Genomic DNA, 19,790 nt, shown 5'->3' on the forward strand with positions numbered 1-19,790 from the left:
CGCGATAGCGGCGAGACGGGTGAGGGGTTTGCATCCGCGGAAGCAGACCTCTCAGATTTGACTTCACTCTCCGCGGAAAGAACCCCTCATCCGGCGCTGCGCGCCACCTTCTCCCACAAGGGGAGAAGGAAGAACACCTCTCGCTGAATTCCGGCGTCCAGCCAGCAACTGCTCCGCCTCCGCCGCAATCCGCTCGACGATCTCCGCCGCCGATGGGATATCATGAATCAACCCAACCGCCTCGCCGGCGATCACGGCCGCGACATCGAAATTGCCCGCCGCCCTTGCTGCCGCATACTCGGAAGCGACTGCGGCAACATTCTGCATCAGCTCGACCTCGCGGCCGATCCAGCGCTTGGCATGATCGTTGACCAGGCACCGCCCGGTAAACGGCGCCGGCCAGACATTGTTGCGGGAGAGATCGAAGAGGATGCCGCGCACGGTCGAACCGGAGTTCGCCGCGCAGATGCGGCGCTTGGCCTCCTCCGCACCGTCGGCCTCCTGGCTGGCATAGAAGCGCGTGCCGAGCAGCACGCCGCTCGCGCCCAGCATCATCATGGCCGCTAGGCCGCGCCCATCCGCGATGCCGCCAGCCGCCACCACTGGAACGTGCCCCGCGACGAGATCGACGATGGCGGGCACGAGATCGACAGTGGTGCGCGAAGCGCCATGACCGCCCGCCTCCGTGCCTTGCGCAATCAGGATGTCAGCACCGGCATCGAGCGCCTGCCGCGCCATCGCTTCGTCCTGCACCTGGCAAATCAGGCGCGCGCCGGCGGACTTGATCTTGGGCGCGAACGGCGCGGGATCGCCGAACGACAACATGATCGCAACTGGTTTTGCAGCGAGCGCGACATCGAGAAGCTCGGGCCGCTTGGCGAGGCTCCAGGTGATGAAGCCGATCCCGAACGGTGCACTGAGGTCGGCGAGCTTCGCCGTCTCCTGCTCCAGCCAGATCCGTTCGCCATAGCCGCCGCCAAGAATGCCGAACCCGCCGGCGCGGCTCACCGCCGCGACCAGACGGCTGCCGGCAATGACATCCATCGGCGCCAGCAGGATCGGATGCTCGATCCCCAGCAGCGTGGTCAGCGACGTCGTCATCGGCATGGCTCCTCCCCGATCTGGACAGCGAGACTAGGCGCGACTAGCATTCTCGAAAATTGAATTGTTGCGAACGCTGCCATCTCAAAAGCGAAACGACGCCATGGAACTCAGCGATATCAAGACCTTCGCCGCAGTCGCCCGCGCCGGCGGCATCACCCGCGCCGCCGAGGAGCTCAACACCGTGCAGTCGAACGTCACCCAGCGCGTGAAGGCGCTGGAGGCGGAGATCGGCACACCGCTGTTCGAGCGGCACTCGCGCGGCATGACGCTGACCGGTGCCGGCAAGCGCCTCCTCCCCTATGCGCAAAAGATGGCGGCGCTGTCGCGCGAAGCCGTGCTCGCCGCGCGCGATGATGGCGAGCCGAAAGGACCGCTCGCGATCGGCTCGATGGAGACCACGGCAGCCGTGCGATTGCCGCCGCTGCTCGCTGATTTCCACCGCCGCTTCCCTGCCGTGCGTCTTTCCTTGCGCACCGCACCGACCGCCGACCTCGTCGCACTCGTGCTCGACGGCACGCTCGACGGCGCCTTCATCGCCGGGCCCATCGCGCATGACGACCTCACCGCGACGAGCGCGTTCGGCGAAGAGCTGGTGCTGGTCAGCGCGCGCCGCTGGGCCTCGCTCGCCGAGCTGCGCGCCGGCACGCCGGAGTCGGGTCCGACCGCGCTGGTGTTCCGCACCGGCTGCACCTATCGCCAGCGGCTCGAACAGATCTTCGTCGAATTCGGCTGGCCGTCGGCGGCACGCTTCGAGCTCGGCACGCTCGACGGCATGATCGGCTGCGTCGCCGCCGACATGGGCGTGACCCTGCTGCCGCGCGCCGTCGTGGAACGCAGCGCGATGAACGGCGCCGTCGCCGTCCACACGCTGAGCCCGTCACATGCACGTGTCGAAACACTCTTCATCCAGCGCCGCGCCGGACATCAATACAGCGCGCTGAGCGGTTTTGCCGATTGCCTGAAGAAGGACGAGGACGTCATCGCGGCATGACGGAGCGCCAACGTTCCGCGCCACGAAATTCGTCACAAATCCATCGCGTTTGAATCGATCCGCGCTGCGCCCTGCCATCGCAGCGCAGCACTTCGAAAAGCTTTGAAGCCCGCGCTTCTTCTACGTTAGGATAAGTGACTGGCCAGCGCGAAACCATAAACGAAGCCAAACACCGGCAGAAAACATCGGGAGGACTATTGATGCGCAATACGCTCGTGTTGTGCTGCGTCGCTGCGTTGTCGGCGATTTCAGGAACTGCAAGCGCACAGGACTGGACCAAATCGAAATGGGGGCCGAACGACGAGATCGGCGCCGCCAACTACATGACGCCCGAGCTCGTTGTGAAGGCGGCATCGCTGGTGAAGACCGGCAAGACCTACGCCCTCGGCATCCCCGTCACGCCGCAGACGCCCGCCTACCCGCCGCGCACCTTCAAGCTCACCATCGTGCAGCCCGGACAGGCCGGCACCCCGGGTCTCGGTCCCAACAAGGCCACTTACAACGATGACATCCTCGACAGCTGGGTCGGCATCGGCAGTCAGCTCGACGGGCTCGGCCATCTCGGCGTCGAGCACGTCTACTACAACGGCAACAAGCTGGCCGATTTCGCCGATCCCAATGGCTTGAAGAAGCTCGGCATCGAGAAGGTGCCGCCGATGGTCGCCCGCGGCGTGCTGCTCGACATGGCCGCCTATTTCAAGACCGACGTGGTGAAGGAAGGCACCGCCTTCAACGTCAAGGAATCGAGGAAGCCGCCAAGCAGCAGAACGTCGAGATCCGCCAGGGCGATGTCGTCATCTTCCACACCGGCTGGCTCAGCCTGATCGGCAAGGACGACAAGCGCTACTCGGCCGGCGAGCCCGGCCTCGGCGTCGAAGGCGCGAAGTACCTCGCCGGCAAGGGCGTCGTCGCGGTCGGCGCCGACACCTGGGGGCTCGAGGTGTTGCCGTTCGAAGGCAAGACCGTGTTCGAGGTCCACCAGATTCTGCTCGCGATGAACGGGACCTATATCCTCGAGAACATGGACACCGCGGCGCTCGCGCGCGACAAGGGGTATGAATTCCTGTTCGTGCTGGGCCAGCCGCGCTGGACCGGCGCCGTGCAGGCCATGATCAACCCCATCGCGATCCGCTGAGCTGAAAATCGGGCGAGGAGCCGCTTGCCGCGCGGCAGGCCCCTCGCCCACCCCTTCGTCACCGCGGCCTCAGATGCCACCGCCGCAATGCCACGACGGCCCAGATCGCCTCGACCAGGCCGAACGGCCAGGCGCCTTGCAGGAAGCCATAGGCGGAACCGAGCGCGCAGGACGCCGCGAACAGCAGCACGAACCAGTGGCTGCGATCCTCCAGGGCATAGCAGACCAGCATCGCCGTCACGGCAAACAGGCCGAATAGTGTCAGTGCATCCATGGTTACCAGTTCACCCCGCAGCGCGACGCATGATATGCGCTAAAGCCATGCCGGCTCCTATCCTGCCTCTCATCGATGCTGCAACCCACTGGCCCGCGCGCGGCGCGCTGGTCGGCCTCGATTTGGGCACCAAGACCATCGGCGTTGCGGTATCCGACCCGGACCGGCGGCTTGCGACCGGCGTCGAGACGATCCAGCGCAAGCAGTTCAAGCAGGATGCCGCCAGGCTGCTGGCCATCGCCACCGAGCGCAAGGTGGTCGGCTTCGTGCTGGGCCTGCCCATCAACATGGACGGCAGCGAAGGCCCGCGCGCGCAATCGACCCGCGCCTTCGCGCGCAATCTGGCCGGATTGACCGCGCTGCCCATCGGTCTCTGGGACGAACGTCTTTCGACCGCGGCGGTCGAGCGCGAGCTGATCGGCATGGACGTCAGCCGCGCCAAGCGGGCCGAGGTGATCGACGAGCACGCCGCGATCTTCATCCTGCAAGGCGCGCTCGATCGCCTTGCCAATCTTCGCACGAGCCCGGGACCGGACTGATCCATGGCCGTCGTCATCGCGGCGCTGCTGCCGGTCTTCATCTTGATCGTGCTCGGCATCGTGCTGAAGCGCAGCCTGATGCGCCTCGACACGCAATGGCACGGGTTGGAGCAGCTGACCTATTTCGTGTTGTTTCCGATGCTGCTGATCCAGACCCTGGTAAAAGCCGACCTCTCCAAGGTGCCGGTCGCCGGGGTCGGCGGCGCGCTGCTGCTGTCGGCACTGGCGATGTCGCTGTTGTGCCTCGCATTGCGCCCCGCCCTGTCGCGGCTCGGCATCGACGGCCCCGCCTTCACCTCGATCTTCCAGGGGGCGACGCGCTGGCAGACCTTCGTTGCGCTGTCGATCGCCGCCAATCTGTTCGGCGATGTCGGGCTGGCGCTCGCCTCCGTTGCGATGGTGGCGATCATCCCGCTCGTCAACGTGTTCAGCGTCTCGGTGCTCGCTCGTTACGCATCGCCGGAAAAGCAATCCGGCCGCGCCATCTTCATGACGTTGGTGCGCAATCCCTTGATCTGGGCCTGCGTCATCGGCCTTACTGTCAATGTCACCCATCTGCCGCTGCCAAGGCTCTGGCATGAGGTTGCAGACGCGCTCGGCAGTTCCTCCCTCGCCATCGGCCTGCTCGTCACCGGCGCAGGACTGCATATCGAAGGGCTCTTCCGTCCAAGCCTCGGCGCAGCTGTCGGCGTCGTGTTCAAGCTCTTGCTGATGCCCGCGCTCGCGATGGGTCTCGGTCTCTTGTTCGGGCTTTCCGGCAACAGCCTGGCGATCGTGGCGATCTGCTCGGCGGTGCCGACCTCGTCCAGCGCCTATGTCCTCGCCCGCCAGATGGGCGGCGACGCCCCGCTACTGGCGCAGATCATCACGCTGCAGACGATCTTTGCAGCCATCACGATGCCGATCGCGATCGCCCTGGCGGCTTAGCTCCCCAGCCACATCGTCAGCACCACCGCGGTGAGATTGTTCAGCGCATGCAGCACGATCGTGAGCCACAGCGAGCCGGAGCGGTAGCGCATGTAGCCGAACCACAGGCCGATGGCAAAAACTTCGGCGAGGAAGTACATGTCGTACTGCAGATGGACGATTGTCCACACCAGCGACGACATCAGGATCGCGCCGGGTGCGCGCAGGAAGCTCGCCGACCAGCCACGATAGAGGAAGCCTCGCGCCAGAACCTCTTCCGACATCGGCGCCGCCACCGCGAATGCGGCCAGCAGCAGCAGCGCGGCGCCCTTGTCGCGGCCCGTTTTCAACAGATCGGTCATGAAGCCCGGCGTCGCCTCGCGGCCGAGGGCGCGCGACATCGTCTCCCAGAGCAGCACGATCAGGATGAGGCCGACGGCGCCGAACAGCAGCTGCTTCCAGGACGGCCAATGCAGCGCGAGATAATCGATGAACGAAGCTTTCTTGATGCGAATGGCGAGCCAGACCGCGGCCAGTGTCGCCGGCAAGCCCATGATGACCGAGAGAGCAAGCGTCTGGGGCTCGCGGCCGACGACCTGCAGCGAAGCGAGGTCCATGGGTAGACCACGCTGCGCCGCCAGCAGAAGGACGGCGCCGATCTGCCCGACGAACATCGCAACGAAGATGAAGAGGCCCCACACCGCCGTGCCCCAGAACTTCCAGACACGCGGCGCCGCCGGCGTCGCGGTCAGCGGCGGATGATCGGGATTGAGGGAGTCCATCAGCAGGCTTTCGTCTTGGAGATTCACGGCAGCGCCCGATCCAGCAGCGCGCGCACGTCGGCGCTGTCGAGCTCGACCGCGCCGTACATGCTGGCATGGTTCGTCGCAAGGCGGGTCGCGGCAAACAATTCGGCCTGGCGCGGCGACACGCCATTGAGCGCGGCCGTCGCGGCCAGCAATGCCAGCTTCTCGACCGCAAGCCGCGCGACGCGCTCGCCGTCGGCGCGCCGAAACGTCTTGCCGATGAAGCTGGCCGCCTCGCCCGCCCCCGGCAGCCCCTTGGTCTCGGCCGCCAGCGCTTGCAGCAACGCCGTCGCCGCCTCGCCCTCGCGCGAGAGCGCGCGGAGCACGTCGAGGCACATCACGTTGCCCGAGCCCTCCCAGATCGCGTTGACCGGCGACTCCCGATAGTGGCGCGCCAGAATGCCGTCCTCGACATAACCGTTGCCGCCGAGGCACTCCATCGCCTCAAACAGGAACGGCGGCGCGCTCTTGCAGGTCCAGTATTTGATCGCGGGCGTGAGCAGTCGCATATAAGTCGCCTCCGCCGCATCGTGCGGCGTGCGGTCGAAGGCGCGGCAGAGCCGCATCACCAGCGCCGTGCTCGCCTCCACATGCAGGGCCATGTCCGACAGCACGGCCTGCATCAGGGGCTGATCGGCCAGATGCTTCTGGAACACGCTGCGATGCCGGGCATGGTGCAGCGCATGCGCAAGCCCCGAGCGCATCAGGCCGACGGAGGCGATCGCGCAATCCTGCCGCGTCAGCTGCACCATCTGGATGATGGTGCGGATGCCCTTGCCCTCCTCGCCGACCCTTTCGGCATAGGCGCCCGTGAATTCGACCTCGGATGAGGCATTGGAGCGGTTGCCGAGCTTGTCCTTCAGCCGCTGGAACTGAATGGCGTTGACCGATCCGTCCGGCGCGAAGCGCGGCATGAAGAAGCAGGTCAGCCCGCCTTCGGCCTGCGCCAGCACCAGGAACGCATCGCACATCGGCGCCGACATGAACCATTTGTGGCCGGTGATGCGATAGCCGTCCCCGTCGCGCACCGCACGCGTCATGTTGGCGCGCACGTCGGTGCCGCCCTGCTTCTCGGTCATGCCCATGCCGAGCGTCATGCCGCGTTTCTGCCACCACGGCGCAAAGCTCGGATCGTAGCTCTTGGTCGACAACACCGGCATCACGCGCGCGAGCAAGTCAGGCTGCATCGCCAGCGCACCGACGGAGGCGCGCGTCATCGTGATCGGGCAAAGGTGGCCGGTCTCGACTTGCGCAGCCATGTAGAACTTTGCGGCACGAATGACCTCAGTGGCATCGCCCGCAGGTTTTCCGTCCGCCATCCACGTCGAATTGTGCACGCCGGCATGCGCACTGTGCGCCATCAGCTCGTGATAGGCGGGATGAAACTCGACCTGGTCGCGGCGATTGCCTTTGGCATCGAAGCTGCGCAGCTTCGGCGTGTTCTCGTTCGCAAGGCGCCCGCGATCGGCCATTGCTGCCGAGCCCCAATGCCGGCCGAACTCCGACAGTTCCCGCTCCGCCGCTGCGCCGCCATTGGACCTGACCGCCTCGACCAGCGGCCGGTCCACGGCGAAAAGATCGACGTCCTCGAACGGCGGCGACTGGTTGAAGACCTCGTGGGTCGCAAATGTGGGCTGGGTCATTTTGCGTCCTCGGCGCGGAATCAGTTCCGTCGCGGCTGGATCGGGAAATCATAGGCCGCCCCGCCTGCCCCCGGCAGCGAAAAATGCCACCACTCCTTCGAATAGTTCACAAAGCCTTGCCTGGCCATCGCAGCCACCAGCCGCTTGCGCCAGGCGCGCTGCTCCGGAGTGATCGATGGTGCCGCAGTGTGCCCCTTCGGGTCGGTACAGTCGTAGCCTGTGCCCATGTCGACGCTGCCCTCGGGCGCCCGCGCCTCGACCGGCGCCGTGCAATCCGCATAGGTCTTGGCTGGATCATATTTGGCAGAATTGTCCGCCCTGAGATCGACCAGCGTGAGATCGAGTGCCGCACCGGTCGAATGCTGCGAGCGGCTCGCAATGTAGCCGAGGCGGAACAGCTCGGTCTTGGGGATCTTCGGATTGTAGCGCCGCTCCGACGCCGTCTCGCGGCCGTTCTGCGACCACTTGACCATGTCGAGCGAGGCCCGCGCCGGCCGGTAGCAGTCGAACATCTTGAGCGAGAGATTTTGCGCCGCCAGCTCCTGCTGCACCGCTTTCAGCCGCAGCCCCACCTCGCGCTTCACCACGCATTCGCCTGCTTGGTAGCCGGCGAGCGGACGGCCGACGAAATTGTTCGACGTGGCGTAACGGATATCCTGGATGATGCTGGGATCGATATCGCGCAGATAGACGAAGTCACCGGGCAAGCTCTGCGCCCGCACGGGAACGAGAAACGATAGTGCGAGCAGCACGACAAGCGCGACGCGCGCCGCGGTTCCGGTCCTTGCGGTCATTGCACCGGATCCGAGTTGACCAGAAGTTTCGTGATCGCGGTGTCCGTATATTTGTTGCCGGCCCAGACATCGTCGATGATGAACTGCATCCAATGGGCCGACACCGGTGGCCGCAACATCAGCAATTGCGCCGACAGCTTGTCGTCGAGAACGAAGGTCTGCGACTCGCCGCCCGAGAACAGCACGCGGATCTGGCGGACCCTGTTGTTCTTGGCGAAGATGTCGGGGCTTTTCTGGTAGCCGTTGTGCACGTGGATCGACCTGACCCGCCGCACGGTTTCGAACTCGATGGTGATCCACTCGCCGACGCCGTTGCCGGATGCGCCCTCGACCCAGGCCGTCCCCGTCGAGGCGTCGAACAAATTCGCTGCGCCGTATGAATTGCCGAATTGCGGCTTCAGCATCGAGCTGACGCAATAGGTCTCGAAGCCGCTGCGGGCGCAGCTTTCGCCTGCCGCGGAGGGACGCGGCGGACGCATGGTGGCGCGCTCCGCGACCGCAGGCCTTGCCGGCGGCTTCACCAGCATGCCCGCCACTTTCGGCGCCCCGTTCGACGATTCCGCATTCCAGAGAAAGATGCGCCCGCCGAGCGTCTGGTCGTAATAGGTGGGCGTCTGCTCGTGCGGTGCTGCTTGTCCTCCGGCATCCGTCGCCGTCAGCGCCAGCGCCGCCACGCGCTCGCGCACCTCGACCGCGAGGTCGCCGAGATGCAGCTCGGGCCGCTTGAGCTGCTCGACGAATATCCGCGTGAACACCGAATTGTGCGCCGTATCGTTGCTGCCGAGCTGGTCGAGCGCGGTCTGGCCGATGCCTGCGGAATAGAGCGTGAAGATCCCGCGCGCGGGCCGGGCGTCAGCAAGCCCCCGCGTGTTCCCGATCGAACGGCCGGCGGCGCGCGGAAACGGATTGTCACGGCAGGCATCGATGACGACGAAGGCGACCCGCACTGCCTTGGCCTGAAGCTCCGCGATCACGTCGGGCTCGGCGATCGAGGCCCCGCGCACCCGCGCCTCGGCGCCCTCGTTCACGGTGGGAACGTCGCTCGGCACGAGGTAGTTCACGCCTGCGATCGCAACGCCGTGTCCGGCATAGAAAACGGCGGCGGTATCGCCCGGCTCGAGCCGCGACGTGAAATCCGCAAGCCGGTCGATCATGCCCTGGCGGCCAAGATTGGTCCCGAGCACGATGTCGAACCCGAGCGACCTCAGCGCGTCGGCGACGGTCGTTGCGTCATTGGCGGCCTTCTTCAATTGCCGGTCGGCCGGCAGGTTCGGATAGAGATCGTTGCCGATCACGAGTGCGACGCGTTTTTCGGCCCAAGCCGGTGTCGCAAGGCCAGCCATGCACGCGGTCGCGAGCGCAGCAACATTGCGCGCCAGTCGATTAAAATACCGCGTGCCCGTCATGATCCAGCCCGTGACGCAACCAATGTTGCGAGTCTAGCGCAAAGCGGCTGCCCCGAACACCGGCTGGCGGCGCCGCCTCCACCGCAAAGCGCCGTGGATAAGTCCGGCGGCGGGATTTGAAGCTTGCTCCCCCCGCCGTCCGCCCCTATAGCTCTGCTTTTAATGACATCGAAATCGACCTTCGTCCTCGGCCACCGGCATTTGCTGGGCATCGAGGGCCTTTCCGCGGCCGACATCAGCGGCCTCCTCGACCTGTCCGAAGAATATGTCGAGCTCAACCGCCAGGTTGACAAGAAGCGCACCGTCCTGCGCGGACGGACGCAGGTGAACCTGTTCTTCGAGGCCTCCACCCGGACCCAATCCTCGTTCGAGCTTGCGGGCAAGCGGCTGGGCGCCGACGTCATGAACATGTCGGTCGCCTCCTCGTCCATCAAGAAGGGCGAGACACTGATCGACACCGCGATGACGCTCAATGCGATGCACCCGGACATCCTGGTGATGCGCCATCACGCCTCCGGCGCCGTGGAACTGCTGGCCCGCAAGGTCGACGGTTCCGTGATCAATGCCGGCGACGGCGCGCACGAGCATCCGACCCAGGCGCTGCTCGACGCGCTCACCATCCGCCGCAACAAGGGTCGGATCGAGGGGCTCGTGGTCGCGATCTGCGGCGACGTGATGCATTCGCGCGTCGCCCGCTCCAACATCATCCTGCTCAACACCATGGGCGCCCGCGTCCGCGTCGTCGGGCCCTCCACGCTGCTGCCGCCGGGCATCGAGCGCATGGGCGTCGAGGTCGCGCGCGACATGCGCGAGGGTCTCAACGGCGCCGACATCGTCATGATGCTGCGGCTGCAGCGCGAGCGCATGAACGGCTCCTTCGTGCCCTCGTCGAGCGAATACTTCCACTATTTCGGGCTCGACCAGAAGAAGCTCGCTTACGCCAAGCCGGACGCGCTCGTGATGCATCCCGGCCCCATGAACCGCGGCGTCGAAATCGACACGGCCGTCGCCGACGGTGCGCAATCCCTGATCCGCGAGCAGGTGGAGATGGGCGTCGCCGTGCGCATGGCGGTGCTGGAAGCGCTCGCCCGTAACCTGCCGAACGCGTGATGCCGATGCTGACCGATCGCCGCCCCATCCTGCTGGCCAATGCCCGCGTCGTCGATCCCTCCAGGGATTTCGACGGCGTCGGCGACGTTCTGATCGCGGACGGCAGCATCCGCGAGACCCGCCGCGGCATCGGCGCGGCCGGCGTCCCCGAGGGCACCGACATCGTCAATTGCTCCGGCAAGATCGTCGCACCCGGCCTGATCGACATGCGCGCCTTCGTCGGCGAACCCGGCTTCAGCCACCGCGAGACCTTTGCCACCGCGAGCCAGGCGGCCGCGACCGGCGGCATCACCACCATCATCTGCCAGCCCGACACCTCGCCGGTGATCGACAATTCGGCAACGGTCGACTTTGTGATGCGCCGCGCCCGCGACACCGCGATCGTCAACATCCAGCCGATGGCCGCCCTCACCAAGGGCATGCACGGCCAGGAGATGACCGAGTTCGGCCTGCTCAAAGCCGCTGGCGCCGTCGCCTTCAGCGATGGCGCCAGAAGCGTGACCAATGCGCAGGTGATGCGCCGCGCGCTGACCTATGCGCGCGATTTCGACGCGCTGATCGTGCATTACACCGAGGACCCCGATCTTGTCGGCGAAGGCGTGATGAATGAGGGCGAGTTTGCCTCGCGGCTCGGCCTGATGGGCATCCCGAATGCCGCCGAAGCCGTGATGCTGGAGCGCGATCTGCGCCTCGTCGCCCTCACCGGCGGCCGCTACCACGCGGCGTCGCTGACCTGCATCGATTCCCTCGACATCCTTCAGCGCGCGCGCGATGCCGGGCTCGCCGTCAGCGCCTCGGTCTCGATCAATCATCTGGCGCTGAACGAGAACGACATCGGTCCTTACCGTTCGTTCCTGAAGCTGTCGCCGCCGCTGCGCACCGAGGACGACCGCCGCGCCCTGGTGGCGGCGATCGGCTCCGGTCTGCTCGATGTCATCATGTCCGACCACAATCCGCAGGACGTCGAGGGCAAGCGCCTGCCGTTCGCGGAAGCCGCGCCCGGCGCCGTCGGGCTCGAGACCATGCTGCCGGCCGGCCTGCGGCTGGTCCACAATGGCGAGATCGAGCTGAAGACGCTGATCCGCGCGATGTCGACCCGCCCGGCCGAGCTGCTCGGCCTGTCGGGCGGAACCCTGCGCGCCGGCAGCCCCGCGGATGTCATCGTGATCGACCCCGACGTGCCCTGGGTGGTCGATCCCGCCGACCTCAAGTCGCCCTGCAAGAACACCCCGTTCGACGAGGCCCGCTTTACAGGCCGGGTGGTGCGCACCATTGTCGGCGGACGAACGGTATATGAGCATGTCTGACGTGCGGCTTCGTTCGACGTGGAGAATGGGCCTTTGGAGATGCCGCCATGGCGCTTGAACCGTTTCTGCCGGTGGCTTTCGTCATCGGCTATCTCCTCGGCTCGATTCCGTTCGGGCTGATCCTGACCAGGCTCGCGGGCACCCAGGATATCCGCTCGATCGGCTCCGGCAGCATCGGCGCCACCAACGTGCTGCGCACCGGACGCAAGAGCCTCGCCGCGGGAACCCTGCTGTTCGACGCGCTCAAGGGCACCGTGGCGGTGGTGATCGCCGGCTACATCGCAGGCCCCTACGCCGCAATGGTAGCCGGGCTCGGCGCTTTCCTCGGCCACCTCTTCCCGGTCTGGCTGAAGTTCAAAGGCGGCAAGGGCGTCGCGGTGTATATCGGCATCCTGCTGGGGCTGTTCTGGCCGGGCGCCGTCGTGTTCTGCCTGCTCTGGCTGGCGACCGCCTTCACCACCCGCTATTCCTCGCTCTCGGCGCTGGTGGCGGCGTTCATCACACCGATGTTCCTCTGGTGGTTCGGTCATCTCGCATTGTCGGCGCTCGCCGCCGTGCTGACCCTGCTGTTGTTCTACGCGCATCGCGAGAACATCAAGCGCCTGCAAGCGGGCAAGGAAAGCCGGATCGGCGAGAAGGCCTAGAGCATGATCCGGAAAAGTGCGAAGCGGTTTTCCGAAAAGATCATGCTCAAACAATAACCTAAAGCGTGATGACGATTCCTAATCGCATCGCGCTTAGAGCGTTTTCGAGCGAATTGGATTCCGGTTCGCGTCGCGACAACGCCTCAAACAAGAATTTGAGGTCGGAAAAAGTACGGATACCGCCGCACCCCTTCCGCATTATATGCCAAATCCTGTTCGCAATTCTCCTGCGAGTCACGGCAGGCTGTAGCGAACTGGTTCCATGCCTGTCATCCTGATACGGGAAACGGCGTTAGGCGGTTGCTCAGAATGAGCGAGAAGATTGTCGGCGTGAATGACGGGATCGGCTCGCTCGGTGCTTCCGGCACTGCAGCAAGCCGGCTGCTCTCGGCGACCAATATCTGGTCCGACGCGCCGCTGCCCGCGCCCGCTGCACGGCCAGCGCCGCAGCCGGAGCCTGCAGTCAAGCCTGACGCTCCGCTCGATGTCGCCGTCGCCAAGGCTGCACCGGTCGCGCCCGCGCGGGCGCGTTCCGAGCAATGGCCGCCGCGAAAGCTTTCGCTGGCGCTGCAGGGCGGCGGCACCTTTGCGGCCTTCACCTGGGGCGTGCTGGAGCGCCTGCTCGAAGAGACCTCCATCGAGATCGACACCGTCAGCGGCGCCAGCGCCGGCGCCATCAATGCGCTGCTCCTCGCTTGCGGCCTGGCCGAAGGCGGCCGTGAAGGCGCACGCTCCCGGCTGAACCGGTTCTGGGTCCGGCTGATGCACGAGGCCTCGTTCCGCTCACTGATGCTGATCGGCGGCTTTTCGCCGGCGGGAAGCTCGGTCGCGTTCGGCCCGACCCTGCGCTCCGGGCAGTTCGATCCGTTCGATCTCGATCCGCTGCGGCAGGCGGTCTCCCGCGACATCAATTTTTCCGTCCTGCGCCATGCGCGGTGCCCAAAACTGCTGATCGCGGCGACGCGGATCCGCGACGGGCAGCAGCAGATTTTCGGCAACGAGGCCATCACCGCCGACGTCGCGCTGGCCTCGACCTGTCCTCCGCTGGTCCATTGTGCGGTCGAGATCGATGGCGAGGCCTATTGGGACGGCGGCTTCGGCGGCAATCCGCCGCTGCTGCGCCTGGTGCAGGACACGGCGGCAACGGATCTGCTGCTGGTCCAGGTCACGCCGACGCGCGACAGCTATGTGCCGATCACGCTCGCCGCGATCGACCGCCGGCTCGACCAGATCGCGGCGAACGCCGCGCTCAATGCCGAGATCTCCGCGATCGAATGGGCGCAGTCGCACATGGCCTCTCCGCTGCGGCTCACCAGGATCGCGGCGGAAGACTCCCTTGACGGCCTGGCGCAGCGCTCATCCACCGATCTCGGCCGCGGCTTCATTCGCCTGCTGCACCGGAGCGGCCGCGCAGCCGCCGAGCAATGGCTCGGGCAAGGTGCAGGAGCCGGCGCAGCGCCCTCAGCGCCCGCTCAGGCCCTCGCTCCTTCCGAACCTGTGCTAGCCTGATTTCGCCAGCGCGTCCTCCAGGAACCAAGCCGCCGCGAGCGCCAGCGGATCGTTGCCGAAGCGTGCGATCACCTGCACGCCAACAGGCAGGCCACCGACCTTGAGCACCGGCACGTTGACGCAAGGATTGCCCATCAGCGTCCACAGCCGGTTGTAGCGGGGATCGCCGGTGGTCGCGAGCTCCTTGGCCGGCGCGGTGCCGGGCGCGGAATAGGTCAGCAGCACGTCGAAGCCTTCGAACAATTCACTGAGCTCGCGGCGGCCGCGACGGCTGATGCGGCGCGCCTCGTCATAGTCTTTCGGCGTCAGCCCGACCGTCGCATCGAGACTGGCGCGCAGCATCGGCGCGATCTCGTCGTGACGTTCCGAAAATTCCCAGGCGAGCGCGCGATGCGCTTCATAATCCTGGATGATCGGGTGGATGCGCCAGGCCTCCTGCACCGCCTCGGGCAGATCAATGGTCTGCACGCTGGCACCGGCGCGCATCGCCGCCCTGATCGCAGCCTGCAGCCCCTCTTCGGCGGCCGGCTCCACGGCGCCTGCGAACTCCTGCCTGACCACGCCGATACGCGGCGACTTGGCCGGTGTGATACCGGAGAATTCCGTGCGCCCCGTCATCGCCAAGAGACCGCGCGCAAGATCCTCCGCGCGGGCGCCGAACAGGCCGACCGTGTCGAGCGCCCATGAATAGCACTTGACGCCGACGGTCGGCAGCATCCGGAACGACGGCTTGATCGCGGCCGTCCCGCAATAGGCCGCGGGCCGGATCACCGAGCCGCCGGTCTGGGTGCCCAGCGCCAGCGGGATCATGCCGGCGCCGACCGCCGCCGCCGAACCCGAGGACGAGCCGCCGGGCGAATGCGCCGTATTGTGCGGATTGCGCGTCGGCGTCGGATCGCGCGAGGCGAACGCGGTCGTGGTGGTCTTGCCGATGATGGTGGCCCCGGCTCGCTTCAGCATCATCACGACCGGCGCATCGGCGCGCGGCTGCCAGCCGCGATAGATCTCCGAGCCCATCTCGGTCGGCATGTCAGCGGTGTCGATGATGTCCTTGATGCCGACGGCAATGCCGCGCAGCGGGCCCGAGGCTTGCGCTCTCGCGGATTTGTCGTGCCGGACGAAAGCCTGAACGTCCTTCTCCTTGGCTTCGATCGCCGCATGCGACTGAGCGATGGCGGCGTCGGGCGAAAGCTCCCCCGCTTCAATGCGGCGCTGGAGGTCGGCGAGTGAGATCATGACAACATCCTTCTTATTGGCATCGCTTTTAGCATCGCAGCGAGGTCGTGCAAGCGCACGTCCCTGTTGCGCAACGCCCTCTGGTTGTTCCATGCTGTCGCTGCAAGGAGACGCCGTGGACGCCATCAACAGAAGCGTGGAGCTGACCGAGGCTGAGCGGATCGACCGGCTGCGGCTGATCCGTTCCGACAATGTCGGGCCGCGCACCTTCCGCTCGCTGGTCGATCATTTCGGCAGCCCGCGCGCCGCGCTGGAGCGGCTGCCCGATCTCGCCCGCCGCGGCGGCGCGGCGCGATCGGCGCGCATCTGCAGCGCGGATGAAGCAAAGGCCGAGCTCGCCGCGAGCCGCAAGTTCGGCATGGCCTGGCGCGCGCCCGGCGAGGACGGCTATCCGGAGCGGCTGGCGATGATCGACGATGCGCCGCCGCTGCTCGCGGTGCGCGGCGACACCAAATCCCTGATGCGGCCGATGATCGCGATCGTCGGCTCGCGCAACGCCTCCGGCGCCGGCCTCAAATTTGCCGGCCAGCTCGCGCGCGAGCTCGGCGAAGCCGGCTTCGTGGTCATCTCCGGGCTCGCCCGCGGCGTCGACCAGGCCGCGCATCGCACCAGCGTCGAGAGCGGCACGATCGCGGTGCTCGCCGGCGGCCACGACTGCATCTATCCGCCCGAGCATGGCGACCTGCTCGCCGCGATCCTCGACCACGCCGGCGCTGCGATCTCCGAAATGCCGCTCGGCCATGAGCCGCGCGCCCGCGACTTTCCCCGGCGCAACCGATTGATCTCGGGCGCTTCGCTCGGCGTCGTCGTGATCGAGGCGGCGCACCGCTCGGGCTCGCTGATCACAGCACGCATGGCGGCCGAACAGGGCCGCGAAGTGTTCGCCGTCCCGGGCTCGCCGCTCGATCCGCGCGCCGCCGGCACCAACGACCTGATCAAGCAGGGCGCAACGCTCGTCACGGAAGCTGCCGACATCGTCAACGCGGTTCAGCCGATCATGGAGCGGCCGCTGATGCATCCCGCGGGCGAGCCCGACAGCGAGCCGTTCGAGAGCGATCCGCAAAGCCATGATCGCGACCAGATCACTGCCCTGCTCGGCCCTGCCCCTGTTACGATCGACGACCTCGTCCGGATGTCCGGCGCCTCGCCCGCGATCGTGCGCACCGTGCTGCTGGAGCTCGAGCTCGCCGGCAAGCTCGAACGCCAGGGCGGCGGATTGGTGTCGCTGGTTTAGCCTCCCCAGGTGTCATTCCGGGGCGCGACGAAGTCGCGAGCCCGGAATCCATTCATCCACTTGATCTGTGGCCAAATGGATTCCGGGCTCCCTCGCTTCGCTCAGGCCCCGGAATGACGGGATGAACTATCGAGGCGCAACGCTAGCCGTCGTTGCGCTGGTCGAACTTCGTGCGCGCGGCCTCGATCTGATCCAGATGGTCCTTCGCCCATTTGCCGAGCGCCTCGACGGGGCGCGACAGGCCGCGGCCGAGATCGGTCAGCTCATAGTCCACCCGCGGCGGGATGGTCGGAAAGATCGTGCGCGTAACGAGGCCGTCGCGCTCGAGGCCGCGCAGCGTCAGGGTCAACATCCGCTGCGAGATGCCGTTGATCATGCGCTTGAGCTCGTTGAAGCGCTTTGGCCCGTCGCTCAGCATCATGATGACGAACACGCTCCATTTGTCGCCGACGCGGGACAGCACGGAGGCGACCCCACGGCAATCCGCATGGTTGGGATCCGGCATGGGCCTGGTATCCAGTCTCGGATTTGGCCGCAGCATTGCGGGCAATTCGGTGTGCGCAGGTTTCAATGATGTGCCCATGGCTCAAAAAAGTGCGTTCTTGCGGGGATTTCGATAGTCACACATGTAGCGCTGGTTACAAACTTATACCAGGGTGACCCCACATGAAACTCCTCCATGTCGACTCCAGCGTGCTCGGCCCCCACTCCGTCAGCCGGCAGGTTTCCGCCGCCATCGTCGACCGGCTCCGGCAGGCGGCGCCCTCGCTTCAAGTCGTCTACCGCGACCTGACCCAGACTCCGCTCGCCCACCTCTCCGCCTCGCATCTGGCGGCCGCGCAAGGCGCCCCCGCGCCGGCGGAACTCGGGCCCGACCTTGCCGCAAGCGCCGCGGCGCTGGAGGAGTTCCTGGCCGCCGACATCGTCGTGATCGGCGCGCCCATGTACAATTTCACCATTCCGAGCCAGCTCAAGGCCTGGATCGACCGCATCCTGGTGGCGGGGAAGACTTTTAGGTACGGCGCGGCCGGGCCGGAGGGACTCGCCGGCAGCAAACGCGTGATCGTGGCCATCTCGCGCGGCGGCCACTACGGCGCAGAGACGCCTTACGCAGCCGGCGAGCATCTCGAAACCTACCTGCGCTGGGTGTTCGGCTTCATGGGTATCACCAGCGTCGAATTCATCCCGGCCGACGGTATCCAACTCGGGCCGGAGCACCGCGAGAAGGCGATCGCTGGTGCGCTCCAATCGGCAACAAGCCTGAGCGCAGCCTAGCCGTGGCTAACACTTCGGGCGCAACGCGAATGTTGCGCCCGAGCAGGTTCGCTTGATTTGATCAGCCGCGATAGATCGGCGCGCCGCTCGGCGAGGCCACCGCGCCGCCGTCGACGAAGATTTCCTGGCCCTGCACATGCGCGGAATCGTCGGAGGCGAGGAACAGCACCGTCTTCGCCACGTGATCGGTTTCACCGAGGCGGCCGAGCGGCGTCATCAGCCCGATCCGCTTCTCGAACACCTTCTCGGCTTCCGGTGTCGCGGTCGCAGGCCCCCAGATCGGGGTGCGGATCGCACCCGGCGCGACCACGTTGACGCGGATGCCGCGCGGCGACAGTTCTGAAGCCATGATCCGCGCCATCGCCCGCACGCCGGCCTTCGCCGCGCCATAGGCCGAGTAGCCGGGAATGCCGAGCACCGAGATTACCGAGCCGTTGAGGATGATCGAGGCGTTGTCGTTGAGATGGGGCAGCGCGGATTGAACGGTGAAGAACACGCCGGTGAGGTTCGTGCTGATCACCTTCTCGAACACCTCTGGTATCGCCGATCCTAGCGGTGTGCCGCCGGCGATGCCGGCATTGGCGAACACGATGTCGAACCTGCCGAATTTCTCCGCGCCCTGCTTGATTGCAGCTTCCGTCGCCGCGATGTCCGTCGCGTCGGCTGGCAGCGCGAGCGCGTTCGGCCCGAGCTCCTTCGCGGCCGCCGCCAGCGTCTCCTTGTTGCGCCCGGTGATCACCACCTTGGCGCCCTCGGCCACGAACAGTTTTGCCGTTGCCAGCCCGATGCCGCTATTGCCGCCGGTGATCAGCGCCGTCTTGTCCTTCAGTCTCACGCTCGCCTCCAGTAGTTGCATAATGAAACTACGTTGCCATCTAGGCCATCTAGTTTTATGATGCAACCACACAAGCGCGTGATCGGCGCTGGCGGCGTGTGAATGCGAAAGGACGAACGATGGTGAAACGGACGAGCTTCGAGGGTGATGCCTGCCCGATCGCGCGGTCACTGGAGGCGCTCGGCGACTGGTGGTCGCTCTTGATCATCCGCGAGGCGCTGTTCGGCGTCCGCCGCTTCGGCGAGTTTCAGAACAAGCTCGGCATGGCCAAGAACATTCTGGCGGCGCGGCTGCGATCGCTGCTCGACCACGGCATTCTCGAAACCGCCCCCGCCTCCGACGGCAGTGCCTATCAGGAATATGTGCTGACGCCGAAGGGCCGCGGCACTTTCCCGATCCTGGTCGCGCTGCGGCAGTGGAGCGAGGAGTTCGACGACCGCCCCGAGGAGATTGCGACGATGCTGGTCGATCGCGCGAAGGGCCGTCCGGTGAAGAAGCTGGAAATGCGCGCCGAAGATGGCCGCCTGCTCAGCCCGGCCGACACCACGCTAAAGCCGCGGCCGGCACCGCGACGCAAGTCGGCGTGAAAGTCCCAAGTGGTACCCCCACCGCCATCACGACAGCTTGCGCTTGGTCCGTAGCCGCAGGTGCTCGTCGGCCTCGAGCTTGGTCATGCCTAAGAGATAATGCAGCACGTCCAGCTTGTGGCGCTCGGCCAGCTTGCGTAAGGCCCCGGTCTGCTCGGCGATGAAGGCCACGGCCTCGTCCGCACCGCCCTCCCCCGGTTCCTCGTGACGCGTGCCCCCCGGCGCGCCGAATCCGGCGCGCGCCCGTTTTTTTCCTGGCTTGGTCACCAGTACCCCACCTGAATCCATGCCCCGACAGGACATTACGCCCACATCAGCCGCAACTCAAAGGTGGTATTCTGCAACTTTTTCGATATGAAACTTTTCCCATTGCGGCGCCTTTCAACACCACACGATTTGACAGGGGGCCGCTCACCACCCATGTTCGGGTCGAAACGGCCGACCCGAGTCCTTTC

The 19,790-nt window shown here is 66.1% G+C and carries 20 protein-coding genes and 1 pseudogene; 11 read left to right on the forward strand and 10 right to left on the reverse strand.

What is annotated here, in order from left to right:
- Positions 1–63: 63 nt before the first annotated feature.
- Positions 64–1,107 (reverse strand): nitronate monooxygenase, encoded by a 1,044-nt coding sequence (locus I6F16_RS22220; RefSeq protein ID WP_225113865.1) that lies wholly within the window; start codon positions 1,105–1,107, stop codon positions 64–66.
- 97 nt (positions 1,108–1,204) lie between these two features.
- On the opposite strand from I6F16_RS22220, the gene I6F16_RS22225 reads away from it, so the two are divergent.
- Together I6F16_RS22225 and I6F16_RS38220 are read left to right on the forward strand one after the other, a co-directional pair.
- On the forward strand, positions 1,205–2,095 hold the full coding sequence (locus I6F16_RS22225; protein WP_225113864.1) for a LysR family transcriptional regulator: 891 nt from the start codon (positions 1,205–1,207) through the stop codon (positions 2,093–2,095).
- 200 nt (positions 2,096–2,295) lie between these two features.
- Positions 2,296–3,230: pseudogene (locus I6F16_RS38220) on the forward strand (cyclase family protein).
- Between the two features lie 58 nt (positions 3,231–3,288).
- On the opposite strand, the gene I6F16_RS22245 reads toward I6F16_RS38220, so the two are convergent.
- Entirely contained in the window at positions 3,289–3,504 is a 216-nt protein-coding gene (locus I6F16_RS22245) for a hypothetical protein (RefSeq protein WP_225113861.1), read from the reverse strand.
- A gap of 47 nt (positions 3,505–3,551) precedes the next feature.
- Between I6F16_RS22245 and ruvX the strand changes: the two genes are divergently transcribed.
- A complete protein-coding gene (gene ruvX / locus I6F16_RS22250) occupies positions 3,552–4,043 on the forward strand; it encodes a Holliday junction resolvase RuvX (RefSeq protein WP_036025537.1) in 492 nt (163 codons plus the stop codon).
- A 3-nt stretch (positions 4,044–4,046) separates the two neighbouring features.
- Positions 4,047–4,970, forward strand: a complete 924-nt coding sequence (locus I6F16_RS22255) for an AEC family transporter (protein ID WP_225113860.1) — start codon at positions 4,047–4,049, stop codon at positions 4,968–4,970.
- On the opposite strand, the gene I6F16_RS22260 is transcribed toward I6F16_RS22255, so the two are convergent.
- The 4 genes from I6F16_RS22260 to I6F16_RS22275 are packed head-to-tail and all read right to left on the reverse strand — an operon-like array spanning position 4,967 to position 9,535.
- Positions 4,967–5,731, reverse strand: coding sequence for a type II CAAX endopeptidase family protein (locus I6F16_RS22260; RefSeq protein ID WP_225113878.1), 765 nt, complete (start codon positions 5,729–5,731; stop codon positions 4,967–4,969). The genes I6F16_RS22255 and I6F16_RS22260 overlap by 4 nt on opposite strands.
- A 23-nt stretch (positions 5,732–5,754) precedes the next feature.
- Positions 5,755–7,398 carry an acyl-CoA dehydrogenase family protein gene (locus tag I6F16_RS22265; RefSeq protein WP_225173992.1) on the reverse strand — a complete coding sequence of 548 codons (1,644 nt, stop codon included), beginning with the start codon at positions 7,396–7,398 and terminating at the stop codon, positions 5,755–5,757.
- Positions 7,399–7,418: 20 nt separating this feature from the next.
- A complete protein-coding gene (locus I6F16_RS22270; RefSeq protein ID WP_109143512.1) occupies positions 7,419–8,192 on the reverse strand; it encodes a M15 family metallopeptidase in 774 nt (257 codons plus the stop codon).
- Positions 8,189–9,535: a caspase family protein gene (locus tag I6F16_RS22275; protein ID WP_225173993.1), complete on the reverse strand. Its 1,347-nt coding sequence runs from the start codon at positions 9,533–9,535 to the stop codon at positions 8,189–8,191. The genes I6F16_RS22270 and I6F16_RS22275 overlap by 4 nt, the downstream gene beginning before the upstream one ends.
- Before the next feature lie 225 nt (positions 9,536–9,760).
- Here I6F16_RS22275 and I6F16_RS22280 point away from each other — a divergent pair, with 225 nt between their 5' ends.
- From I6F16_RS22280 to I6F16_RS22295, 4 genes are all read left to right on the forward strand, one after another.
- Positions 9,761–10,708, forward strand: coding sequence for an aspartate carbamoyltransferase catalytic subunit (locus I6F16_RS22280; protein ID WP_036015092.1), 948 nt, complete (start codon positions 9,761–9,763; stop codon positions 10,706–10,708).
- Positions 10,709–10,713: 5 nt separating this feature from the next.
- Positions 10,714–12,015, forward strand: coding sequence for a dihydroorotase (locus tag I6F16_RS22285; RefSeq protein ID WP_036015131.1), 1,302 nt, complete (start codon positions 10,714–10,716; stop codon positions 12,013–12,015).
- 47 nt (positions 12,016–12,062) lie between these two features.
- Positions 12,063–12,659 carry a glycerol-3-phosphate 1-O-acyltransferase PlsY gene (gene plsY / locus I6F16_RS22290; RefSeq protein ID WP_036015094.1) on the forward strand — a complete coding sequence of 199 codons (597 nt, stop codon included), beginning with the start codon at positions 12,063–12,065 and terminating at the stop codon, positions 12,657–12,659.
- A 309-nt stretch (positions 12,660–12,968) separates the two neighbouring features.
- Positions 12,969–14,168, forward strand: a complete 1,200-nt coding sequence (locus I6F16_RS22295; protein WP_036015096.1) for a patatin-like phospholipase family protein — start codon at positions 12,969–12,971, stop codon at positions 14,166–14,168.
- Here the strand turns inward: I6F16_RS22295 and I6F16_RS22300 are convergent.
- The gene (locus I6F16_RS22300) at positions 14,160–15,404 is read right to left on the reverse strand and encodes an amidase (RefSeq protein ID WP_225113857.1); all 1,245 of its coding nucleotides are present in this window, start codon (positions 15,402–15,404) and stop codon (positions 14,160–14,162) included. The two genes, I6F16_RS22295 and I6F16_RS22300, sit on opposite strands and share 9 nt — an antisense overlap.
- Positions 15,405–15,495: 91 nt before the next feature.
- On the opposite strand from I6F16_RS22300, the gene dprA reads away from it, so the two are divergent.
- A complete protein-coding gene (gene dprA / locus I6F16_RS22305; RefSeq protein WP_225113856.1) occupies positions 15,496–16,638 on the forward strand; it encodes a DNA-processing protein DprA in 1,143 nt (380 codons plus the stop codon).
- Positions 16,639–16,780: 142 nt separating this feature from the next.
- Here the strand turns inward: dprA and I6F16_RS22310 are convergent, their stop codons facing one another.
- Positions 16,781–17,221, reverse strand: a complete 441-nt coding sequence (locus I6F16_RS22310; RefSeq protein ID WP_036015102.1) for a helix-turn-helix domain-containing protein — start codon at positions 17,219–17,221, stop codon at positions 16,781–16,783.
- Between the two features lie 83 nt (positions 17,222–17,304).
- On the opposite strand from I6F16_RS22310, the gene I6F16_RS22315 reads away from it, so the two are divergent.
- On the forward strand, positions 17,305–17,913 hold the full coding sequence (locus I6F16_RS22315; protein WP_036015105.1) for an NAD(P)H-dependent oxidoreductase: 609 nt from the start codon (positions 17,305–17,307) through the stop codon (positions 17,911–17,913).
- A 61-nt stretch (positions 17,914–17,974) separates the two neighbouring features.
- On the opposite strand, the gene I6F16_RS22320 is transcribed toward I6F16_RS22315, so the two are convergent.
- Entirely contained in the window at positions 17,975–18,748 is a 774-nt protein-coding gene (locus I6F16_RS22320; RefSeq protein WP_225113855.1) for an SDR family oxidoreductase, read from the reverse strand.
- A 119-nt stretch (positions 18,749–18,867) separates the two neighbouring features.
- Between I6F16_RS22320 and I6F16_RS22325 the strand changes: the two genes are divergently transcribed.
- On the forward strand, positions 18,868–19,335 hold the full coding sequence (locus I6F16_RS22325) for a helix-turn-helix domain-containing protein (RefSeq protein WP_225113854.1): 468 nt from the start codon (positions 18,868–18,870) through the stop codon (positions 19,333–19,335).
- A 27-nt stretch (positions 19,336–19,362) separates the two neighbouring features.
- Here I6F16_RS22325 and I6F16_RS22330 read toward each other — a convergent pair whose 3' ends face one another.
- Positions 19,363–19,602, reverse strand: a complete 240-nt coding sequence (locus I6F16_RS22330) for a hypothetical protein (protein WP_225113853.1) — start codon at positions 19,600–19,602, stop codon at positions 19,363–19,365.
- Positions 19,603–19,790 lie beyond the last annotated feature (188 nt).

This window comes from Bradyrhizobium sp. IC4060 (genome assembly GCF_020193715.1).
Taxonomy (GTDB): Bacteria; Pseudomonadota; Alphaproteobacteria; order Rhizobiales; family Xanthobacteraceae; genus Bradyrhizobium; species Bradyrhizobium yuanmingense.

What these genes read in the sequence shown, in the direction of transcription:
- I6F16_RS22220 (WP_225113865.1), bottom strand. Translation starts at nt 1,107, where the DNA reads ATGCCGATGACGACGTCGCTGACCACGCTGCTGGGGATCGAGCATCCG.
- I6F16_RS22225 (WP_225113864.1), top strand. Translation starts at nt 1,205, where the DNA reads ATGGAACTCAGCGATATCAAGACCTTCGCCGCAGTCGCCCGCGCCGGC.
- I6F16_RS22245 (WP_225113861.1), bottom strand. Translation starts at nt 3,504, where the DNA reads ATGGATGCACTGACACTATTCGGCCTGTTTGCCGTGACGGCGATGCTG.
- ruvX (WP_036025537.1), top strand. Translation starts at nt 3,552, where the DNA reads ATGCCGGCTCCTATCCTGCCTCTCATCGATGCTGCAACCCACTGGCCC.
- I6F16_RS22255 (WP_225113860.1), top strand. Translation starts at nt 4,047, where the DNA reads ATGGCCGTCGTCATCGCGGCGCTGCTGCCGGTCTTCATCTTGATCGTG.
- I6F16_RS22260 (WP_225113878.1), bottom strand. Translation starts at nt 5,731, where the DNA reads ATGGACTCCCTCAATCCCGATCATCCGCCGCTGACCGCGACGCCGGCG.
- I6F16_RS22265 (WP_225173992.1), bottom strand. Translation starts at nt 7,398, where the DNA reads ATGACCCAGCCCACATTTGCGACCCACGAGGTCTTCAACCAGTCGCCG.
- I6F16_RS22270 (WP_109143512.1), bottom strand. Translation starts at nt 8,192, where the DNA reads ATGACCGCAAGGACCGGAACCGCGGCGCGCGTCGCGCTTGTCGTGCTG.
- I6F16_RS22275 (WP_225173993.1), bottom strand. Translation starts at nt 9,535, where the DNA reads ATGGCTGGCCTTGCGACACCGGCTTGGGCCGAAAAACGCGTCGCACTC.
- I6F16_RS22280 (WP_036015092.1), top strand. Translation starts at nt 9,761, where the DNA reads ATGACATCGAAATCGACCTTCGTCCTCGGCCACCGGCATTTGCTGGGC.
- I6F16_RS22285 (WP_036015131.1), top strand. Translation starts at nt 10,714, where the DNA reads ATGCTGACCGATCGCCGCCCCATCCTGCTGGCCAATGCCCGCGTCGTC.
- plsY (WP_036015094.1), top strand. Translation starts at nt 12,063, where the DNA reads ATGGCGCTTGAACCGTTTCTGCCGGTGGCTTTCGTCATCGGCTATCTC.
- I6F16_RS22295 (WP_036015096.1), top strand. Translation starts at nt 12,969, where the DNA reads ATGAGCGAGAAGATTGTCGGCGTGAATGACGGGATCGGCTCGCTCGGT.
- I6F16_RS22300 (WP_225113857.1), bottom strand. Translation starts at nt 15,404, where the DNA reads ATGATCTCACTCGCCGACCTCCAGCGCCGCATTGAAGCGGGGGAGCTT.
- dprA (WP_225113856.1), top strand. Translation starts at nt 15,496, where the DNA reads ATGCTGTCGCTGCAAGGAGACGCCGTGGACGCCATCAACAGAAGCGTG.
- I6F16_RS22310 (WP_036015102.1), bottom strand. Translation starts at nt 17,221, where the DNA reads ATGGGCACATCATTGAAACCTGCGCACACCGAATTGCCCGCAATGCTG.
- I6F16_RS22315 (WP_036015105.1), top strand. Translation starts at nt 17,305, where the DNA reads ATGAAACTCCTCCATGTCGACTCCAGCGTGCTCGGCCCCCACTCCGTC.
- I6F16_RS22325 (WP_225113854.1), top strand. Translation starts at nt 18,868, where the DNA reads ATGGTGAAACGGACGAGCTTCGAGGGTGATGCCTGCCCGATCGCGCGG.